This is a genomic window from Rhodococcus sp. AD45-ID (genome assembly GCF_003023755.1).
GTDB classification, from domain to species: Bacteria; Actinomycetota; Actinomycetes; order Mycobacteriales; family Mycobacteriaceae; genus Rhodococcus_F; species Rhodococcus_F globerula.
Genome location: NZ_PYHL01000003.1, coordinates 803,857 through 822,543 on the forward strand (window position 1 = coordinate 803,857; position 18,687 = coordinate 822,543).

General features: G+C 62.8%; 14 protein-coding genes. 5 read left to right on the forward strand and 9 right to left on the reverse strand.

Annotated elements, in window-relative coordinates; translation table 11 throughout:
- Window positions 1–18: 18 nt before the first annotated feature.
- From C7T36_RS27915 to C7T36_RS27925, 3 genes are read right to left on the reverse strand one after another with little or no spacing between them, the layout of a single operon-like run.
- Window positions 19–1,503, reverse strand: coding sequence for a carboxylesterase/lipase family protein (locus C7T36_RS27915; protein WP_045069181.1), 1,485 nt, complete (start codon window positions 1,501–1,503; stop codon window positions 19–21).
- The gene (locus C7T36_RS27920) at window positions 1,500–3,044 is read right to left on the reverse strand and encodes a carboxylesterase/lipase family protein (RefSeq protein ID WP_045069184.1); all 1,545 of its coding nucleotides are present in this window, start codon (window positions 3,042–3,044) and stop codon (window positions 1,500–1,502) included. The genes C7T36_RS27915 and C7T36_RS27920 overlap by 4 nt, the downstream gene beginning before the upstream one ends.
- Window positions 3,045–3,075: 31 nt before the next feature.
- Window positions 3,076–4,485, reverse strand: a complete 1,410-nt coding sequence (locus tag C7T36_RS27925) for an NAD(P)/FAD-dependent oxidoreductase (protein ID WP_045069187.1) — start codon at window positions 4,483–4,485, stop codon at window positions 3,076–3,078.
- A gap of 98 nt (window positions 4,486–4,583) precedes the next feature.
- Between C7T36_RS27925 and C7T36_RS27930 the strand changes: the two genes are divergently transcribed.
- Together C7T36_RS27930 and C7T36_RS27935 are read left to right on the forward strand one after the other, a co-directional pair.
- Window positions 4,584–5,336 (forward strand): SDR family oxidoreductase, encoded by a 753-nt coding sequence (locus C7T36_RS27930; protein ID WP_045069189.1) that lies wholly within the window; start codon window positions 4,584–4,586, stop codon window positions 5,334–5,336.
- Complete coding sequence (locus C7T36_RS27935) at window positions 5,336–6,658, forward strand: NAD(P)/FAD-dependent oxidoreductase (RefSeq protein ID WP_033234200.1); 1,323 nt, start codon at window positions 5,336–5,338, stop codon at window positions 6,656–6,658. Before C7T36_RS27930 ends, C7T36_RS27935 begins: the two co-directional genes overlap by 1 nt.
- Window positions 6,659–6,679: 21 nt before the next feature.
- On the opposite strand, the gene C7T36_RS27940 is transcribed toward C7T36_RS27935, so the two are convergent.
- The 3 genes from C7T36_RS27940 to C7T36_RS27950 form a co-directional block, all read right to left on the reverse strand.
- Window positions 6,680–7,183 carry a lipoprotein gene (locus C7T36_RS27940; protein ID WP_033234201.1) on the reverse strand — a complete coding sequence of 168 codons (504 nt, stop codon included), beginning with the start codon at window positions 7,181–7,183 and terminating at the stop codon, window positions 6,680–6,682.
- A 190-nt stretch (window positions 7,184–7,373) separates the two neighbouring features.
- Complete coding sequence (locus C7T36_RS27945) at window positions 7,374–7,817, reverse strand: helix-turn-helix domain-containing protein (protein WP_033234389.1); 444 nt, start codon at window positions 7,815–7,817, stop codon at window positions 7,374–7,376.
- 381 nt (window positions 7,818–8,198) lie between these two features.
- Complete coding sequence (locus tag C7T36_RS27950; RefSeq protein WP_239654776.1) at window positions 8,199–9,467, reverse strand: hypothetical protein; 1,269 nt, start codon at window positions 9,465–9,467, stop codon at window positions 8,199–8,201.
- Between the two features lie 107 nt (window positions 9,468–9,574).
- Here C7T36_RS27950 and C7T36_RS27955 point away from each other — a divergent pair, with 107 nt between their 5' ends.
- The gene (locus C7T36_RS27955) at window positions 9,575–10,387 is read left to right on the forward strand and encodes an FAD:protein FMN transferase (protein ID WP_045069192.1); all 813 of its coding nucleotides are present in this window, start codon (window positions 9,575–9,577) and stop codon (window positions 10,385–10,387) included.
- A gap of 17 nt (window positions 10,388–10,404) precedes the next feature.
- Here C7T36_RS27955 and pgi read toward each other — a convergent pair whose 3' ends face one another.
- Both pgi and C7T36_RS27965 read right to left on the reverse strand, forming a co-directional pair.
- A complete protein-coding gene (gene pgi / locus C7T36_RS27960; RefSeq protein WP_181317513.1) occupies window positions 10,405–12,060 on the reverse strand; it encodes a glucose-6-phosphate isomerase in 1,656 nt (551 codons plus the stop codon).
- A gap of 109 nt (window positions 12,061–12,169) precedes the next feature.
- Complete coding sequence (locus C7T36_RS27965) at window positions 12,170–12,478, reverse strand: chorismate mutase (RefSeq protein ID WP_033234204.1); 309 nt, start codon at window positions 12,476–12,478, stop codon at window positions 12,170–12,172.
- 315 nt (window positions 12,479–12,793) lie between these two features.
- Here C7T36_RS27965 and pcrA point away from each other — a divergent pair, with 315 nt between their 5' ends.
- Window positions 12,794–15,397 carry a DNA helicase PcrA gene (gene pcrA / locus C7T36_RS27970; protein ID WP_239654777.1) on the forward strand — a complete coding sequence of 868 codons (2,604 nt, stop codon included), beginning with the start codon at window positions 12,794–12,796 and terminating at the stop codon, window positions 15,395–15,397.
- Window positions 15,398–15,473: 76 nt separating this feature from the next.
- Here the strand turns inward: pcrA and C7T36_RS27975 are convergent, their stop codons facing one another.
- The gene (locus C7T36_RS27975) at window positions 15,474–16,511 is read right to left on the reverse strand and encodes a M23 family metallopeptidase (protein ID WP_033234205.1); all 1,038 of its coding nucleotides are present in this window, start codon (window positions 16,509–16,511) and stop codon (window positions 15,474–15,476) included.
- Window positions 16,512–16,744: 233 nt separating this feature from the next.
- On the opposite strand from C7T36_RS27975, the gene C7T36_RS27980 reads away from it, so the two are divergent.
- Complete coding sequence (locus C7T36_RS27980) at window positions 16,745–18,631, forward strand: hypothetical protein (RefSeq protein WP_239654778.1); 1,887 nt, start codon at window positions 16,745–16,747, stop codon at window positions 18,629–18,631.
- The last annotated feature ends 56 nt before the right edge of the window (window positions 18,632–18,687 follow it).

Sequence of the window (18,687 nt, forward strand, 5' to 3'; positions counted from 1 at the left end):
GTACATCTTGCCCTGTTGTCAGCGTCGGTGCTCGTATCCGATCCAGGCTCGTCGACGGTCGCCGAGTGGATCGCTCTCCACTCGGCTGATGCGGTCGAAAATCATGGTTCTCCGCTGGGCGCTCGTGTACACGGGCCACTCGGTACCCGGGCTACCGGTTCTCGCGAAGTTGATCCAATGTTCTTGCATCGCTTCGGTGACCGTCGCCAGGGACCGACGCCCACCGATCGCGGTCAGCGCACCGGTGAGGGCGTCCGATCGCCCGAACACGGCAAACAGTTCTGTGGCGTGGGTGGCGCCCAGTCCGACCAGGGTGAGGATGCGCGGCGCAAAATCGTAGCGGTAGCTGTACGTGGGGGCCACGTCGCAATGTCCTTGTGCGCACAGGACCATCGGTTCCCAGAATGTGATGTCGCCGCCGATGTCTGCGGCGGCGTAGCGGTGCGGATACGTCGGATAGGCGGCGAGTGCGCGGGCCTTCACGTCGGCCGAAACGTGCGAGAACATTTTCTCGATGCGGGCGGGATCGGTGGGAAGAATGTTGAGGAAACGTGGAAAGATTCTGCCCTCGTGGAGATTTGACCCGAGCATCAGTGGAACGGGATGAGATTTTCCGGCGGCAAAGACGTCCAGCGGATGTTCGGGGAGGACGTCGTCGCCCACAACAGGCGCGAAAGCACGGGTACCAGGTTCCTCGTCAGCGCCGCGACGCACAAGTTCGTCGCCGACCTCGACGAGCCGGCGAACCGGTACATTTCGTAGCCAGGCCGCGGGTGTCTTGGTCGGGGCTCCGGCAATGTCGAGGAATTCGCGTGCCCACCCGTGCGCGCGTTCTTTTCCGTATGCCGAAGCTGCCGGCGGGCTTTGAGCGATGGCGCGGGCAAACAACCCTCGCGTAGACGGTGTTGTCATCACAGTGGTGACGGCATTTGCGCCGGAGGATTCACCGAAGATTGTGACGTTGTCAGGGTCACCGCCGAACGCCGCGGCGTTTCGCTGGACCCATTCGAGTGCCGCAATTTGGTCACGTAGCCCGATATTCGAGTCGAATGAGTGCTCCGCAGTGGAGAATTCACTGAAATCGAGGTAGCCGAGCGCGCCGAGGCGGTACTGGACGGAGACGTAGATGACATCGCCACGTTCCACCAACGACGTTCCCCAGTACATCGGCGTTGACGGATTTCCGCCGTTGTACGCGCCGCCGTGAATGAACACCATCACGGGACGTGGGGTAACACGGGCCGACTCGGGCGCAAGAACATTCACGAACAGACACGACTCGTTTTCGGTGCTCTTACGCTGTGGTGCCGGTGAATCGAACTCGGTGGCCGAGCGGGTTCCCGCCCACGCGGCAACTGGTTGCGGTGCGAGAAACCGCGCCGACCCGATCGGCGGAGCAGCGTAGGGAATGCCGCGCCAGGTGCGGAGTCGACCAGTGCGGGTCTCGAGGTAGCGGCCCCGGATCTTTCCCGAATCGAGTACTACGTCAAGGTTGTCGGTCACGAAGAAACCTGATTCGGTGCGTAGTTGCGGTAGCCCGCATATCCGGACCAGGCGCGTCGTTGCTCGGCGCGCGGATCGGTGTCCACGCGAGAGATCGCGTCGAAGATCATCGTGTGACGCTGCGCGGCGTAACTCGGCCAGTCACTTCGAGGTTCCGCATGCTGTGCGAAGTGCAGCCAATGTCCCTGCATCGCCTCGGTGACGGCGCTGAGGCCTCGCCTGCCACCAGGAACTGTGAGGCCACGGCCGACGGCGCTGTCACCGATACCGAATACCGCAAACATTTCGAAACCGTGAGTGGCGTCGAGACCGACCCATCGCATCAGTGGTGGCGCAAAGTCGAAGCGGTAGGCGTACGTGGGTGCGTACTGCGCGTGTGCCTGCGCCAACTCCACCGACGGATGCCAGAAAGTCACGTCGCCGCCGATGTCGATTGCAGTGTCAGTGCTCGGGTATCCCGGATATGTTGCAAGGATTCGATTTCCGGCTGCGGGATCGGTGAGGGCGAACATCCTCTCGATTCGCGCGGGTGTTGTCGGGAGCCCGTCGAGGAACTTCGGGAAGAGCGTGCCCTCACGCTTGTTGGTGCCGATGATCAGCGGAACCCGATGTGCCAGGCCGCGACTGCACGCCTCCACCGGCGGGTGGGGAAGAAAATCTCCGTCGACACTGGGCCCGAACGGATGGAGCCCTGGTGTAGCAGCAAGAGCTTCGGCTCCCAGGCGGGCTCCGGCGCGGCCCAATTCACGAGCCGACGTAAGACGCAGAGCCTGGTCCGGGGTGGCGTCGGAGCCCAGAATGTCGATGAACCGTCGACCCCATTCGCGTGAGAGTGACTGGTTGGCAACAAGATCCGGTGCTGGGCTCTCCGCTATGGCGGCCGCGAACAATCCTTTGGCCGCCGGCGTCGCCAGCAGAGTGGTGACGGCAGTGCCGCCGGCCGATTCGCCGAAGACCGTCACTCGATCGGGGTCGCCGCCGAATGCTGCAATGTTCCGCTGCACCCATTGCAATGCGGCCACTTGATCACGAAGCCCGAGGTTGGCGTCGAAATGATGCCGAGGAGTGGAGAATTCGGTGAAATCCAAGAAACCCAGAGCGCCCAGTCGGTAATTGATCGATACGTACACGATGTTGCCGCGGGTGACGAGCGAGCGCCCGGAATAGATGCCCGTCGCCGAGGTGCCAATGGTATTGGCGCCCCCGTGGATGAACACCATTACCGGAAGGGGCTCGCGGCTGGGGTATTCGGGGGCAAGAACATTGAGTGTGAGGCAGTCTTCGCTGCTGGGCTGATACTTCCCGGGAGCCAGCGCCAAGCCCTTCTTGTTCTGGACCGACGCATCGCCGAATGCCGACGCGTTCCGCTCACCTCGCCAAGGCCGCACTGGTCGTGGCGCTTGCAGCCGCAAAGCTCCGACCGGGGGACGCGCGTAAGGAATGCCTCGCCACGCACGGAGTTTGCCCACCCGCGTGCCGCGCAATGTTCCGTCAGCTGTGCGTACGAGTAGACCTGGATTCGTCGGTGCGTCTGCCGCCATAGTCGCGACTATACGTAACTTCTGCCCCCGATTACCGCCGTGCCTCCAACAACCTGAGCCATACTTCGCTGACCGTCGGATACGACGGCACCGCATGCCATAACGTGTCGAGCGGGACCGCACCGACGACGGCAATTGTTGCTGCGTGGAGCAATTCCGAGACATCCGGACCGACGAAGGTTGCCCCGACGATTACGTCGGCACCACGGTCGATCACCAGTTTCGCGCGGCCTTCGTAATTGTCACGGAGCAGCGAGGATCCCGCGACGGCAATGTCGATCTCCACGACCTCGACGTCGATACCGTCTGCCCTGGCCTGCTTTTCGGTGCGCCCCACCCACGCTGCTTCGGGCGAGGTGAATACCACCTGTGGAACACGGCCGCTGTCAGCGGAGGCGATGAACCGTGGGTCGACCAGCGCGCGTCCCGCTGCTCGTGCGGCGATCACATCGCCGCACACTCGGGCCTGGTACTTACCCATATGGGTCAGCGGTGACCGGCCGTTGATATCGCCGACGGCATAAAGCCATTCGCCCTGTGCACACAGGTGATCGTCCGTCGGAACGTACGCACCATCGGTCAAACCGACGGACGACAACCCCAACTGCGCCGACGTCGGCGCACGGCCTGCGGCAACAATCAGTTCGTCTACCTCGATCACACCGGATGAGGTGTCGATGGCGACTGGCCCACCGTGAATGTTCCCCTCGCCCGTATCCCGGGCATCGGGGCGCGATACGGAATGGACGGTAGTCCCGAAACGCACGTCGGCTCCCCGTGCGGTGAGATGACGCGCAACCATGTCTCCGGCAAACGGTTCGGCAGATTTCAGCACTGCGTTGCCGCGTACCAGCAACGTCACCTCGGCGCCGAATGACAACAACCACGTTGCGCACTCCGATGCGACGACGCCGCCGCCGATGACGGCAACACGCCGCGGAACTTCGTGGAGATTGGTGGCGTCGCGTGACGTCCAAGGGAGCGCAGCCCGCAGTCCGGGTGTGTCCGGGACCGACGCGGTGGTTCCGGTGGCAAGTACGACGGCCTGGCGGGCGAAGAGCGTGCGGGTGCCGTCGACAACAACGGTCCGCTCGCCGTCCAGAACGCCGTGGCCTTTGATCACGTCGATACCGGCGGACTCGGCCCACTCGACCTGCGAGGAATCGTCGTGGTTGTGGGTGAAGGAGTCACGTCTGGCCAAGATCGCGTCGATGTCCGGCGGCGCGGCGGATACACCTGGCAACGCGCCCGCGTCGTCGAGCACCTGCCCTGGCCTCAGCAGCGCCTTACTCGGCATACACGCCCAGTACGAGCATTCACCACCGACAAGTTGGTGCTCCACGATGGCAGCGGTGCGGGTGCTTCCGGCTATTGCGTAGGCCGCGGCGTTCTCGCCCGCCGGTCCGCCGCCGATGACTATGACATCGAATTCTTCGGTCATCGCTCTACGGTATGCCGATCGGGTGGTGATGTGCAGGGTAACCGGTTTGTCGACTGACAGTCCGGTGTATCGACGCAGTGGTGGTTACAGTGACAGCCATGACGCGGCAGAAGATTCTGATCACCGGCGCAAGTTCGGGTCTCGGCGAAGAAATGGCACGAAGGTTCGCAGCGCAGGGACGCGATCTGGCTCTATGCGCCAGGAGAACCGAGCGGCTCGACGCTCTCCGGAAGCAATTGCTCGCCGAGCATCCAAGGATCACAGTTGCGGTGGCAGGGCTCGATGTCACAGAACATGATTCCGTTGTCCGAGTGTTCGGCGAACTTCGCGACCAACTCGGTGGGCTCGATCGGGTGATCGTCAATGCCGGTCTGGGTAAGGGCGCCAAGATCGGTACCGGCAAGGCATACGCGAATCTTGCGACAGCGCAGACGAACTTCGTAGGCGCACTGTCACAGTGCGAGGCCGCGCTCGAGATCTTCCGCACGCAGAACGCCGGACACCTTGTACTGGTGTCCTCGATCAGTGCAGATCGTGGACTTCCCGGCACCAAAGCCGCATATTCAGCGAGCAAAGCCGGGGTGGCCGCGCTCGGTGAGGCTCTCAGTATCGAATTGGCGCGCACGCCAATTCGAGTAACCACCCTGCTGCCAGGTTTCATCAAGACGGACATGTCGGCGAGTGCCGGCGACGATTCTTCCTTGATGGCTGAGCTCGACGAGGGCGTCGATGCGATGGTTGCGGCCATCGAAAAGGAAGTGACACGAGCGGCGCTTCCCGGACTGAAATGGCAGGGAATCGATGCTGCACTGCGGTTTCTGCCCAACTCGGTGACGGCGAGGTTCGTCTGATGAGTATCCACAAGTCGAACGGCAAGCCGCGCGTTGTCATTGTCGGCGGCGGATTCGGCGGCCTCTACGCAGCCAAGAAGTTGAAGAAAGCCGACGTCGAAGTAGTTCTGATCGATCGCGGAACCAGTCACGTGTTTCAGCCGTTGCTCTACCAGTGTGCAACCGGGCTCCTCTCCGAAGGCCAGATCGCCAGCCCACTTCGGCACCTTCTGGAAGACCAGAAGAATACGAATGTAGTGCTGGGCGAAGCAAAATCCCTCGATGCCGAAGCTCGGCTGCTGACCGCAAGCAGATTCGACGGTTCGACATTCGACCTACCGTACGACTATCTGATCGTGGCGGCCGGCATGCGGCAGTCGTACCACGGCCAGGACGACTTCATCAAATGGGCGCCCGGAATGAAAACGCTGGACGACGCGCTGGCCATCCGCCGCAGTCTCATTGCCGCGTTCGAAATGGCCGAATCTCTCCCCACTGCCGAGGAACGGCGTCCGTGGTTGACGTTCGCCGTTGCCGGCGGCGGACCGACCGGGGTCGAGATCGCGGGGCAGATACGCGAATTGGCGATGCACGCGCTCACCAACGAATTCAGGTCCATCGACCCGGACGAGGCGCGAGTGCTCCTCTTCCACGGTGACGATCGAGTGTTGCCGTCGTTCAACAGATCGCTGTCCGCAGCTGCCGCACGCACTCTCGCGAAGATCGGCGTCGAAACGCATCTCGGCGTGCATGTCACCGACGTCGGTGAAACCGAGATCGAGACCACCGACAAGAAGACAAAAGCGAAGCAGCGCTACGAGACCCGCACCATTCTGTGGACCGCCGGTGTCGAAGCCGTGCCGTTTGTCGAAGCGCTCGCCACGGCGCTCGGCGTCAAGCAGGTCGGCGGCGGCCGCATCGACGTCGAGGCCGACCTGACCGTGCCAGGCCACCCGAACATCTGGGTCGTCGGCGACATCATGTCCCGGGACAAGTTGCCCGGTGTCGCCGAAGTGGCTATGCAGGGTGGACGCTACGCGGGGGCGCAGATCGCTGCCCGCGTCGAAAACGGTCGACCGAACGGAAAGCCCTTCAAGTACCGCGATCTCGGTACTGCCGCCTACATTTCGCGTCGCCACGCACTCCTGCAGGCCGGACCGATCCGGATGTCGGGCTTCATCGGCTGGGTGTCCTGGGGAGTCATTCACATCGCGTTCCTCGCGGGTTTCCGCAACCGCGTCAGCACGGCACTGAACTGGGGCGTCACCCTTGCGTCGAAAACGCGCCGGGAACGCGCAATCACATTCGGCGACCCGGAAACCGCACGGCAACCGTACAACTGAGCGAACTGTCGCGGGATCCGACTACTCCGTGGTGAAGACGGGATTCCCGAATTCGTCGATCATGAACCACAGACTACCGACGGCCTGCCCCAACATGTCGCCGGGCACTTCATCGTCCAAGTATCGGTAGACCGGCTTGCCGTTGACCGTCACCTGGAACGAACCGTCAGGTCCCGGTACGGTACCGAGCGCCGCGTTGATCCCCTCGGTCACCGGAGAATCGGTGACAGACGTGACGGCAGGCCAATGCCGGAGGCAGCTCTCGTCGCACGAATCCCCGGTCGGGTGCTCCTCGTCCGGGTCGTAGATGTAGACGGTCATACCTTCGCCGTCGACGGCAATTGTTCCCAGTGGAGAGTCGGCAGTCTTCAGTAGCACCGCGTCGGCTGCGGCCGGCGGCGACAACGATGTCGGCATCACGGTGACGTTGTCCGCATCGGTGCCGGAGTCGGTGGCGTCGTACGAACAGCCGGACGCGGCAAGTGCGGCACTGGCCACAATCGCGAACAACCACTGTCTGCGCATGATCGCTCCATTCGAAGGTGGGCGCTACTGGCAGTGGGGGATACCCGCGAAGGGGCCACGGGAAACGTAGATCTTCCCGCATACTGTCACCGGATGTTCGACGTTGGTCGCGGCATTCACGGGGATGCCAGTTGCAGTTGTACTGCAACAACTTTCGGTATAGATGCAGCGCTGCCGCGTCGAATGGTGATCAGGCGCGTGGCTGTGGCGCAGTGTAGGTAATGCAGTCCGGCGGGACGGATGGCAGGCCTTCGGAGGACCTGAGCTTCTCGGCAATCGAGGAAAGCAGGCTCTGTGACTCGGGGGACAGATCTACGGCTTTACGTGTGAGGGAACGTAATTCGTTGTCATAGAATTCTTCCGCAACCGAACGGTCCTCATCGGGGATCAGTTCCGGATCATGGCGAGGGGTAGGTGCAAAGAAGTACTCGGCGTCGACTCCGAAGAAGTCGGCGAGTGCCAGCACTACCTGCTCAGACGGGTTGGTTCGAACGCCACTGCGCAGCTGCGAGAGATACGGTGTGGAAATTCGGCAGCCACGTTGGGAAAGTGCGTCTACAACTTGCGCATTGGTCAATCGGGGAGGTGTTACGGGGTACAGGGCGTTCAATCGTTCTCGGAACGAATCTGCCACGGTTCCTCCCATTTCCACGGTTCCTCCCTTCGCTTGTGACGTGTGCGCCACAATGTGCTGCATATTTCTGCGATTGCATAGTTATGCGAAGCAGATGTCACATAGTAGACGACTCAAAATTGGATGTTTAGAAATGAGAGTGCTTTTACCTGGGGATATTTGGGTTTTCCGGCTCTGAAAGCGTTTGTGGACAGTGTGATTTGCGACGCGAACTGACCGTTCGTTATCAGAATATTAAATCAGTACCTTCCGGGCGGTTTGTACTGATTTACGCTCTTATGCAGCTGATTTGGCTAAGTTACCGGCCAGTCTCTTGTGCGAGCATACCTTTCGGCTCTGCCAAGGCCTCGACTGGCGAGTTCGCTTGGAGGGAAATGAGCGCTACCAGGGGCGAGCGAAGATGCCGAATTTTTCGAGCGTGTTGCAGGCCAGCGTGCGCAGTGCCTGATTGTCGGCCGATACGAAGCTCACCAGCGACAAGGTGTACGTGGCGTGGTTGCGACTGAGGTATCCGGAGACTCGAGTTGATGTGTTGTCCAGTTGAGCGGCGCTCGCTCCAGGATGCACCGCGCGGAGGGCAAGCCCCGTAGTCCGGTGCCCCTCGAACTGGTCGATGTCGACCGTACCGATATTGGAGCACAAGGCATCTCGCTGACCAGGTCCGTCGGCAAGTCGATGAGCGACTCGGTCCGGGACGACCTGCAGGAGTTCGGCCGGGAAGCCTGCCGGACTCGACATCGGAGGAGCCTCGAACGCGTCACGGCACAATGTGCGAATCTGCGCGAGAGTGGTGGAGGGGGTCAACGGGATCGCGACCATCGCGACCGAATTGTCGACGGAATTGTCTCCCTGGTCAGTGGTACGCACGTTCATCGGAACGCTGAGCGTGACTGCGGCGGTTTTGTTCTCGGCTCGCGCTAGCTCGCCGACACATGCCAGGAACAAGCTGTTGGCGGTACCTCCGGAAGACGTTGCGACGTCATCCCATTGGTCCCGGTCGATTTCCAGAACCGCGGACGTTACCGAGTGTCGTTGGAAGCGCCGAGTGGCGGCGGCCGGTGCGGTGAAGCCGCGGAGTTCGGCTCTGCGCGCCGGACTGACGATCAATCCGCCCACCGCACGGGTGGTTCCGCGCAGAACGCGGCCAACGGTCGAGCGCGCGTCGGTGATATCCGAGTGGCCGGTGCGATCGATCGGCGGTGACGGTTTCCGCTGCATCGCGTCGCTGAGGGCGCCGATCAATCCGCGGGCGTCGGCAAGGACATGGGAACACGTCACGGAGACGACGGTTCCGCCGTCTGAATCGTAGGTCGCGGCGATGCGCCACCCCGGACCTCGTTCCGGGTCAACCGAGAGGAGGGCCGCAGCGTCGGCCCACTCGATCACCGAGTCGGCGGCGATGGGCTCCGAACGAAAACTGAGAGGGTAATGACGCGGGTCGGCGATGAATTCGGGCCGGGCGCCCGGAATTCGCGGCCTGCGCACGCGTCGGCCGAGCGGCCCGGACGCCACCCGTACACACAACTGCTCGAGCTCACTCGGATCGACGATGCTGTCGGTGCGCCATACGCCCTGCATCAGGATCGGCAAGCCGAGACCTCGGTGGGTCCACAGAAACATCTCGTCGACGACACTCAAGCGAACTCCCACCCCAGCAGTGTAGGCGTGGCACGTAGAGGACCTGCGGTTTCTGGCGGCGTACCCGCGATTCGGCGCATACTGGTTGTTACGCCGCGTGGTACGAAGGGCAGGCTGACATGGTCAGTGTCGAGAAGTGGGCTATGTGGGATTCCGCTATCGAAGTGGATGTCACGGAGGGTGCTGCACTGCCCACAGCACACGCGCTGATCGCTGCCGCCATCGAGGACACCGAAGCGCTGTGCGATCTCGGGCGCGGCGACGCCGAAATTCATGCCGTCAATCTGGCTCAGGGGACGCCGGTGAAAGTGACCCGGCGAATGTCGTCACTGTTGCGTTCGGCGCTGTGGGCGGCCCGTATGACGGCCGGTGAGGTGAACCCGCTTGCCGACAACTTCTCGGAGGACGACTCGATTCCGCCGGTCCACCCGACCCCTACATTCGAGGACGTGCAACTCGACGGCGACGTCGTGTACGCGCCGTGGGGAGCTTCGTTCGACATCACGGGAGTGGCAAAGGCGGACACCGTCGATCGAGCCGCGCAAACTGTTGCGGCAGAGCTGCAATGTGGTGTTGCGGTGCGGATCGGCGACGTACTTGCCACTGCGGGGCACGCTCCGGCCGGTGGTTGGCAGATTCCCGTTCCGGGCGGCGAGGACGTCGAACTGGCCAACGGGACGGCGATTGCCACTGCGCACGCCGCCGAACCGCCTTCATGGCAACCGCACCAGGATCGTCCGTCAACAGAATGGGCGCAGGTGTCGGTGATTGCCGACGACGCAGTGTGGGCGTACGCCGCCAGCCGTGCGGCGCTCGTGCGGGGGATAAGCGCCATCAAATGGGTTGAGCAGCAAGAACTTCGAGCTCGATTGGTGGATCAGTCCGGGCGTGTGTACACCACCGAGAATTGGTTCGGTCCGGACGCCGCCTGAGCGTTCGAGCCAGTTGCTCAGGCCCGGCCGCGCTGCTTCCGGTACCAGTTCACCAGGGCGTCGGTCGAGGAATCGCCGAGATCGCTCGGAGCCTCGGCCGACGAGAGTGCAGGCCCCAGTTCCAAAGCTTGGGTCTTGCCGAGTTCGACCCCCCACTGATCGAACGGATTGAGCCCCCACACAGCACCTTCGACAAAAACCTGATGCTCGTAGAGTGCGATCAACTGCCCGACCACCGACGGTGTGAGCTCCTTGGCCAGGATGGTGCTGGTGGGTCGGTTACCCGGCATCACCTTGTGCGGCACCAACTCCGGGGGTGTTCCCTCTGCCGCAATCTCCTCAGCGCTCTTGCCGAACGCCAACACCTTGGTCTGCGCAAAGAAGTTACTCATCAGGAGGTCGTGCATCGAACCTGTGCCGTCAGCCGTGGGCAGATCGTCGGTGGACTCGGCAAAACCGATGAAATCGGCAGGCACCAACCAGGTGCCCTGATGGAGTAGTTGGTAGAAGGCGTGCTGGCCGTTGGTTCCTGGTTCGCCCCAGAATATCTCGCCTGTCGAGGTTGTCACCGGGGTGCCGTCGGAGCGGACGGATTTGCCGTTCGACTCCATGGTCAGCTGCTGCAGGTAGGCCGGAAAGCGCAACAGGTCATTGGAATACGGCAACACGGCGCGGGACTGTGCACCGAAGAAGTTGGAGTACCAGAGGCCGATCAAGCCGAGAATCGCCGGCGCATTCTCCTCCAGCGGTCGGGTGCGGAAATGCGTGTCGATCTGGTGGAAGCCGTCGAGGAACTCGGCAAAGCGAACGGGGCCGACCGCACACATGACGGAGAGGCCGATGGCGGAGTCGACCGAGTAGCGGCCACCCACCCAATCCCAGAATCCGAACATGTTTACGGTGTCGATCCCGAACGCGGAGACTCGCTCGGCGTCGGTGGACACCGCGACAAAATGCTTGGCGACGGCGGCGACGTCTTCGTTACCCAGACCGGCGAACAGCCAGCGCTTTGCCGCCGTTGCGTTGGTCAGGGTCTCGAGTGTGGAGAACGTCTTTGATGCCACGATGAACAAGGTGGTCTCGGCATCCAGGTCGGCCAGCTGCCCCACCAGATCCACGGGATCGATGTTGGAGACAAATCGGAGGCTGATGCCCGCGTCGGCGTAATGCCGCAGTGCTCGGTACACCATGACCGGCCCGAGATCCGATCCGCCGATACCGATGTTGACGATGGTGCGGATGCGCTTTCCCGTGAATCCGGTCCACTCGCCGCTGCGAACACGATCGGCAAAGGCGCCCATCGACGTCAGAACCTCGTGAACATCGGCGACGACGTCCTGGCCGTCGACAGTGAGGGATGCATCAGCAGGGAGGCGCAGTGCGGTGTGTAGCACCGCCCGATCCTCGGAGGTGTTGATGTGATCACCCGCGAACATTGCGTCGCGACGCTCCTCGACGCCGGCCTCTCGAGCCAGCGCGATCAGCAGGTCGAGAGTCTCACGACTGACACGGTGCTTGCTGTAGTCGATGTGGAGATCACCGGCGTCCACCGTCAACTCGGTTCCGCGAGCCGGATCCTCGTCGAAGAGTTCCCGAAGGTGAACGGCGTGGAAATCGGCGTGATGAGCGCGCAGTTTCTGCCAGGCTGATGTTCCGGTGATGTCAATGCTCACAGTCATCGACTTTAACGGCCCGGTCTGGAAACTTCTGGATGAGTCTCGGCGGCACCCTGGCCTGCTCCGATCAGCCGGTCTGCGAGCAGGGCGGTGCGAGCTGCGGGGCTTAGTGTCCCAGGCGTCCGCGGCCGAGACGCAGGAGCAGCATTGCGAGCGTGTGACCTTCCTGGCCCAGCTCGTTGAAACGCTCGAGCACCTTCATCTCACGACTGTGAACCAGGCGCGGCCCCCCTGATGCCATCCGGGTACGACCGATGATCTGTGAGACCTCGGAGCGGCGCTTGATTGCTGCCAGGATCTCGGCGTCGAGACGATCGATCTCCTTACGAAGTTCGTTGATCTCAGCTTCGCTGCGCGGAACGTCGACGTCGGTCGGAGTGGAGTTTCCCTCGGGTGCCGTTGCCTGCGTGCTCATATGTATTCGTCTCCTCTTTCTACTGCGTGGATCGTGTTCTCAGCTCGGGTCGTTACCGATCCAGCGCCCTGACGAAAAATGCCCCGGATCCGAGTCGGACCAGAGGCAGGTGAGCTGTTCGAAGACTTCACGAGCACCGCGGTCCGGCGCTCGTAAAGTAGTGCCACCGCGCACCGACACTGCGGCAATCGCAGGTGGTTGCGGTGTTGCACAGGCTCAACATAGCGTCCAGTTTGCCATGTTCGGCATCCCAGTTCCAAGTGCCGCCACCGCACTCACACTCTTGTCGGTGGACGCCGGTAGCGTGGACAGACGATGAACATGTATCCAGCAGTCGGTGAGCAGGGCAGTCTTGACGGGCGAGACGGTCTTGACGGGCAGGGCAGTCTTTACGCGCAGGGCGGTCTCTTCGAGCACGATCACGATGGGCCCCAGCACGGTCATTCTGCCCAGCACGGTCATTCTGCCCAGCCGGGTGGCCGAGGTTCCGACGAGCTTCTCGAGGGTCTCAACCCGCAGCAGCGCGAAGCCGTGGTCCATGCCGGTTCACCGCTGCTGATCGTTGCCGGCGCAGGCTCGGGCAAAACCGCAGTGCTGACGCGCCGCATCGCATATCTGTTGGCCGAGCGCGGTGCCACTCCGGGGCAGATCCTTGCCATCACGTTCACTAACAAGGCTGCAGCCGAGATGCGTGAGCGCGTCGCGGCATTGGTCGGGCCGCGGGCCAACAGTATGTGGGTGTCGACGTTCCACTCGAGTTGTGTTCGCATTCTGCGCGCTCAGGCGGCGTTGCTTCCTGGGCTCAACTCCAACTTCTCCATCTACGACTCGGATGATTCGCGCCGGCTCCTGACGATGATCTCCAAGGATCTCGAGCTCGACACCAAGCGTTTCACGGCCAGATTGCTTGCGACGCACATCTCGAACCTCAAGAACGAGTTGATCGACCCAGAGGAAGCAGTCGCGGCCGCGGACAAGGATCCCGCGGAACTGCCCCGCCTGGTTGCGAAGGTGTACGGGATTTATCAGCAGCGCCTGCGCTCGGCCAACGCGCTCGATTTCGACGATCTCATCGGCGAGACTGTGGCTCTGCTTCAGAACTTCCCGCAGATCACGGAGTACTACCGTCGGCGCTTCCGTCACGTCCTCGTCGACGAATACCAGGACACCAACCATGCGCAGTACATGCTGGTGCGTGAATTGGTCGGCGGCGCAGGCGAATCCGACCATGCGGTGGCGCCGGCTGAACTGTGTGTTGTGGGCGACGCCGATCAGTCCATCTACGCGTTCCGCGGTGCCACCATCCGCAACATCGTGGAGTTCGAACGCGATTACCCGGACGCCCGCACGATTCTGCTCGAGCAGAACTACCGTTCGACGCAGAACATCCTCTCGGCTGCCAACGCCGTCATCTCCAAGAACACGGGGCGACGCGAGAAGCGGTTGTGGACCGATTCCGGTGAAGGCGAATTGATCGTCGGATACGTTGCGGACAACGAGCACGACGAAGCATCCTTTGTCGCCTCCGAGATCGACCGGCTGGTCGAGAACGGTGACGCAAAATTCTCGGACGTCGCAGTGTTCTACCGCACCAACAACTCGTCGCGTGCGCTCGAGGAAATCTTCATCCGCCTCGGTGTGCCGTACAAGATCGTGGGCGGCGTCAGGTTCTACGAGCGCAAAGAGGTTCGCGACATCGTCGCTTACCTGCGGGTACTCGCCAACGAGGACGACACGGTGAGCTTGCGTCGAATCCTCAACACACCGCGCCGCGGAATCGGCGACCGCGCAGAGGCCTGTGTCGCAGTGCATTCGGAGCATCGCAACATCAGCTTTGCTGCCGCGTTGCGGGATGCGGCGGAAGGCAAGGTTGCACTGCTCAATACGCGTTCGCAGAAGGCGATCGTTGCCTTCCTCGACATGATGGACGGGCTGCGCACTTTATTGCCGGCCGAATCTTCCGACGGCAGTGAGTCTTCCGAGCTCGGCGATATCGGTGAAATGGCCGAGGCCGTGCTCGAACGTAGCGGCTACCGCGGCGAACTGGCTGCCAGCAGTGATCCTCAGGACGGCGCCAGGCTTGACAACCTCAACGAACTTGTCAGTGTGGCAAGAGAATTCAGTTCTGATGCTCGAAATGCTGCCGGACTGATCGACCCGGACGACGAAGAAACCGCAGCGATGCGCGAAGGTGAACCCGATCCAGGTTCGCTGGCAGCGTTCCTCGAACGAGTGTCGTTGGTGGCCGACGCAGATCAGCTGCCCGACTCAGACGAAGGTGTTGTCACCATGATGACACTGCACACCGCCAAGGGCCTCGAATTCCCCGTCGTCTTCGTAACCGGTTGGGAAGACGGTCAATTCCCGCACATGCGGGCCCTCGGCGATCCGGCAGAGCTCTCCGAGGAACGACGCCTCGCCTACGTCGGGATCACCCGCGCGCGGCAACGGTTGTATTTGACACGTGCGATCATGCGCTCCGCGTGGGGTCAGCCGATTCAGAACCCCGCATCACGGTTCATCAGCGAAATTCCCGAGGATCTGATCAACTGGCGCCGCGAAGACCCGGGCACCGGCGGCGGGTTCGGAAGCGGTCGACCCGGTTACGGGGGCGGTCAGGGCTATGCCGGCGGTCAGGGTTATGGCGGTGGCTACGGCAATCAGGGTGGCCAAGGTGGCCGCGGGTACGGCAACACCTCTCGAAACGACTCTCCCGCACCAAGTTTCGGTGCTGCGCGAGGACGGAACAACAACCTGGTTCTTGCCGTCGGCGATCGGGTCAGTCACGACAAGTACGGACTGGGCACAGTCCTCGAGACCAAGGGCACTGGCCCGACCGCAACAGTCACCATCGACTTCGGCAGCGCAGGCAAGGTGCGTCTGATGCTCATCGGCGGTGTTCCGATGGTGAAGCTGTAGGGGCAAGAAGCTCTGGAAAGACTTTCGGCCCGCACCAGAGAAAAGGTGCGGGCCGAAAGTTTCGGTTGTGGTGAGCTCAGTCCTGCTCGATACCCAGGCTGATACCGCGCGAGGCGAGCCAGGGGAGGGGATCGATCTTGTTCTCGCCGGCGAGATGAACCTCGAAGTGCAGGTGCGGGCCGGTGGAGAAGCCGCGGTTGCCGACGGTGGCGATCTGATCGCCGGCCATGACCTGCTGGCCGACGGTCACTACCGAGGTGTCGATGTGTCCGTACACGGTGATGGTGCCGTCGGCGTGCTGCAGGCGAACCCACATACCGAACCCGGAAGCCGGGCCGGAGTCGATGACGGTGCCGTCGGCGACTGCGACGATGGGCGTTCCGATGGGTGCTGCGATATCGACACCGGCATGCAGGGTGCCCCAGCGGCTACCGAAGTTCGAGGTGAAAGTTCCGACAGCGGGGAGGACGAACAGGGGGCGTCGGGCAGCGGCTTCGCGGGCTGCGCGCTCTTCGCTGAAACGCTGTCCCTTGGCGAGGAGGTTACTGAACTGCGACAGGTCGGTCGGGGCGGCGACGTTGAGCACCTGGGGTGCGTCGGCTGCCGTGGTGGAGGACGCTGCGGCGGTGGGCGCGAACTGGGCTGCCTGTGGCTGTGCGGTGGTTCCGATGGTGGAGGACTGGTCGGCAAGTGCGACGTCCGAGTGCCCGACTGCATTGCCCGAGCCGTTGTCGACTACTGCCTGTCCCGCTGCGACTACCGCGCCGGCTGCGACTGCAAGAACTGCGGCGCGGCCTTTGAGTGCGGAGGGCGGGGTGGGGATGCGGTGAGCGCCGGTGCGACGAGCCGGGGAGGAGACATCTGCAGATGCCGGTGGCGTGAAGGTCGAGATGCTGTTCACGTCGGACTCGACGGTCTCGAAGTCTGCCGGGTAGGCGTCTACCGAGTCGGAATCTGACGACGTGGAGGATGCGGAGCGAGTGAACATAAGGGAAGAAATCTCAGAACTTTTGGTCTCGGTGTAACGCCGGGCCGAGTGCGTTGGATAAGAGGGCGTGACCTCGTCCGGTTCTGATTCTGTGAACCTGCTGGGCGTGAACTGGCTGTGTCGCATATGCCTGTTCGCTCCTTGGGGTTCGTGATCAGCCTGTGACTTAGCTGGAGTAACGGTAACGAAATGGTTGCGACACGTGCAACCTATACAGCAAACGAGTCGTAGTTTGTGACGTGGCTCACATCCTGACCAGGCAATATGTCGCTTCGGACAAATCGGACCAAGTATCTCGATTGATATCGGGGTGTGTCACAACCAGATCACCGACCTGCGCAGGCGCTACCGTCGAGCAGGTGTCGTCAACACTCCGAAGCTCGTCGGTCCACGCGCCCGGCGATGTTCGCACCGCTCGTCCATTCCCACCGCCGCTCGCCCTGGCCCTAGTTCTGGGGCTGCTCGGCGCGGTCGCGGTGTCGGCTGCGCCGATTGTCGACGTGGGGAGTGGACTCGGCGCGTCCGGTTCGATCGTGACCGCCTCGATATTTGCCGCGCTGTGCGCGCTCGTGATCCCGGCCGCTGCGATTGTGGTGGCGGGTCGTCACCCCGCTCTCTCGGGCGCGCTCTTGGCCGGTGCAGGCGCGCTGTCCTTCGGGGTCGCGATCCTCGATCTGCAGTTGTTCGTCGACGCGATCGACGCAAACCGCTTGGAACTTTTCCGTCCGATTTCCGCCGGAGTGATCACCGCCGGTGTCGGGTCGTACGTTGCACTCCTCGGGCACGCACTGTTGGTTGTTGCCGGAATTCTGGGGCTCGTGGTGATTCATCGTGAGTCCGAGCGTGACGGATACGGCAGCGCACATGCTGCCGAGTACGACGGCAGATCCGTAGGCGGACGCATCGGTGCCTGGCCGACGTCCGTATTGATTCTTGCTGCAGGCGCTTACGTGCTGTCGCTGTTCGCGCCCGCCTTCGATTCGCAGGATCCGATCTTTCTCGCCCGCTCCCTCGTGGACAGTCCCGCTGCCAGTGCTGTCGGAACCGCGTTGGTTGCCGTGGCCGTCTTGATCGTCACGGCATCGGCTCTGACGTCGATTTCGCCGTGGGTGGGCGCAGGCGGTGTTGTCGGCGCCGGCGTCGGCGCGCTGGGTGTCAGTGGCACTCGGGTTGTTGCCGGTCTGGCGTCCGGTGACCGGATCGGTGTCGGCGCTGGATCGATCGTGGGTGCTATCGCGGCGGTGGTCATCGTGGGAGTGGGTGCGGTGATACCGATTCTGTCGGCGCGGCGCGAGGCTGCAGCGGCAGAAGAAGCGCGGCCGGTGAAATCCGAAAATCAGGCGCCGTCCGGCGGCTCCAAGAAAGCGCGCCGAGCCGCGATGATCGAGCAGGCCCGCGAAGCGCAGGCTCACGTCACGAAGATGCACCGCATCGCCGGGGCGCTCGGAATTGGCGCCGCTGTGTCGGCCGCACTTGGCGCGTCGTTGCCCATTCTGTCCTTGCCCGGTGGACTCGCCGAACCGTCGATACTCGCGACCCGCATCGTCTTCGTCGCGGCGATCGTTCTCTTCATTGCGTCGCTCGGGCTGTGGATTCCTGGCCGCGCCGTTGCCATTCGGCCGGCCGTGGGAACGCTGTGGACCACCGTCGTCATGGGCATTGCGGCTGTCGTGCAACCAGCTGTCATCGCAACAGATGTTTCGGGTGTCGACCTTGGGGCCGGGGTGTACGTGATGGGCGTCGCCTGCGCGCTCGCGGCCGCGGCCGGCCTGGCGTTGTGGTTCGCCGGAACAGCGGAACGCGAGGAAATCGACACATCCGTGGAGATCGAGGCGAACTCCGTGGTCCGTCTCCTTGCCGGACTCGGCGGCGTACTTGCACTCGTCGGCACCGCTCTGCCGCTCTATCGCGGCGCAAATCACACCGCGGCGTCGATCACGCAATGGCCATGGGGCAGTGACGCGTGGGGGATCGACACCTGGGGTCAACTCCTCGTCGGAGTGTCTGTCCTGCTCGCGTCCGTCGTCGCCACCCGTTCCCGGCCACCGCGTGCTGTTGCGCTCCTCGTCGGATCGGCGGTCTCGGTGTCGATATATCTCGCCGCGGGACCACTGACGTCTTCACGCATACCGGACGCAACAGTGGGGGCGGGTGCGATCGCAGCGGCGACGGGCCTACTCTTGCTAGTCGTTGCTGCTTTCTTCAGTGCGCGAACAACGCTGTCGATGCATGCCGAGCGGCGGTGAGACCCGCGCTTGACAAATGGTGCGAAGTTGCGTTGCCGATCGGTGACGCCTGCCGC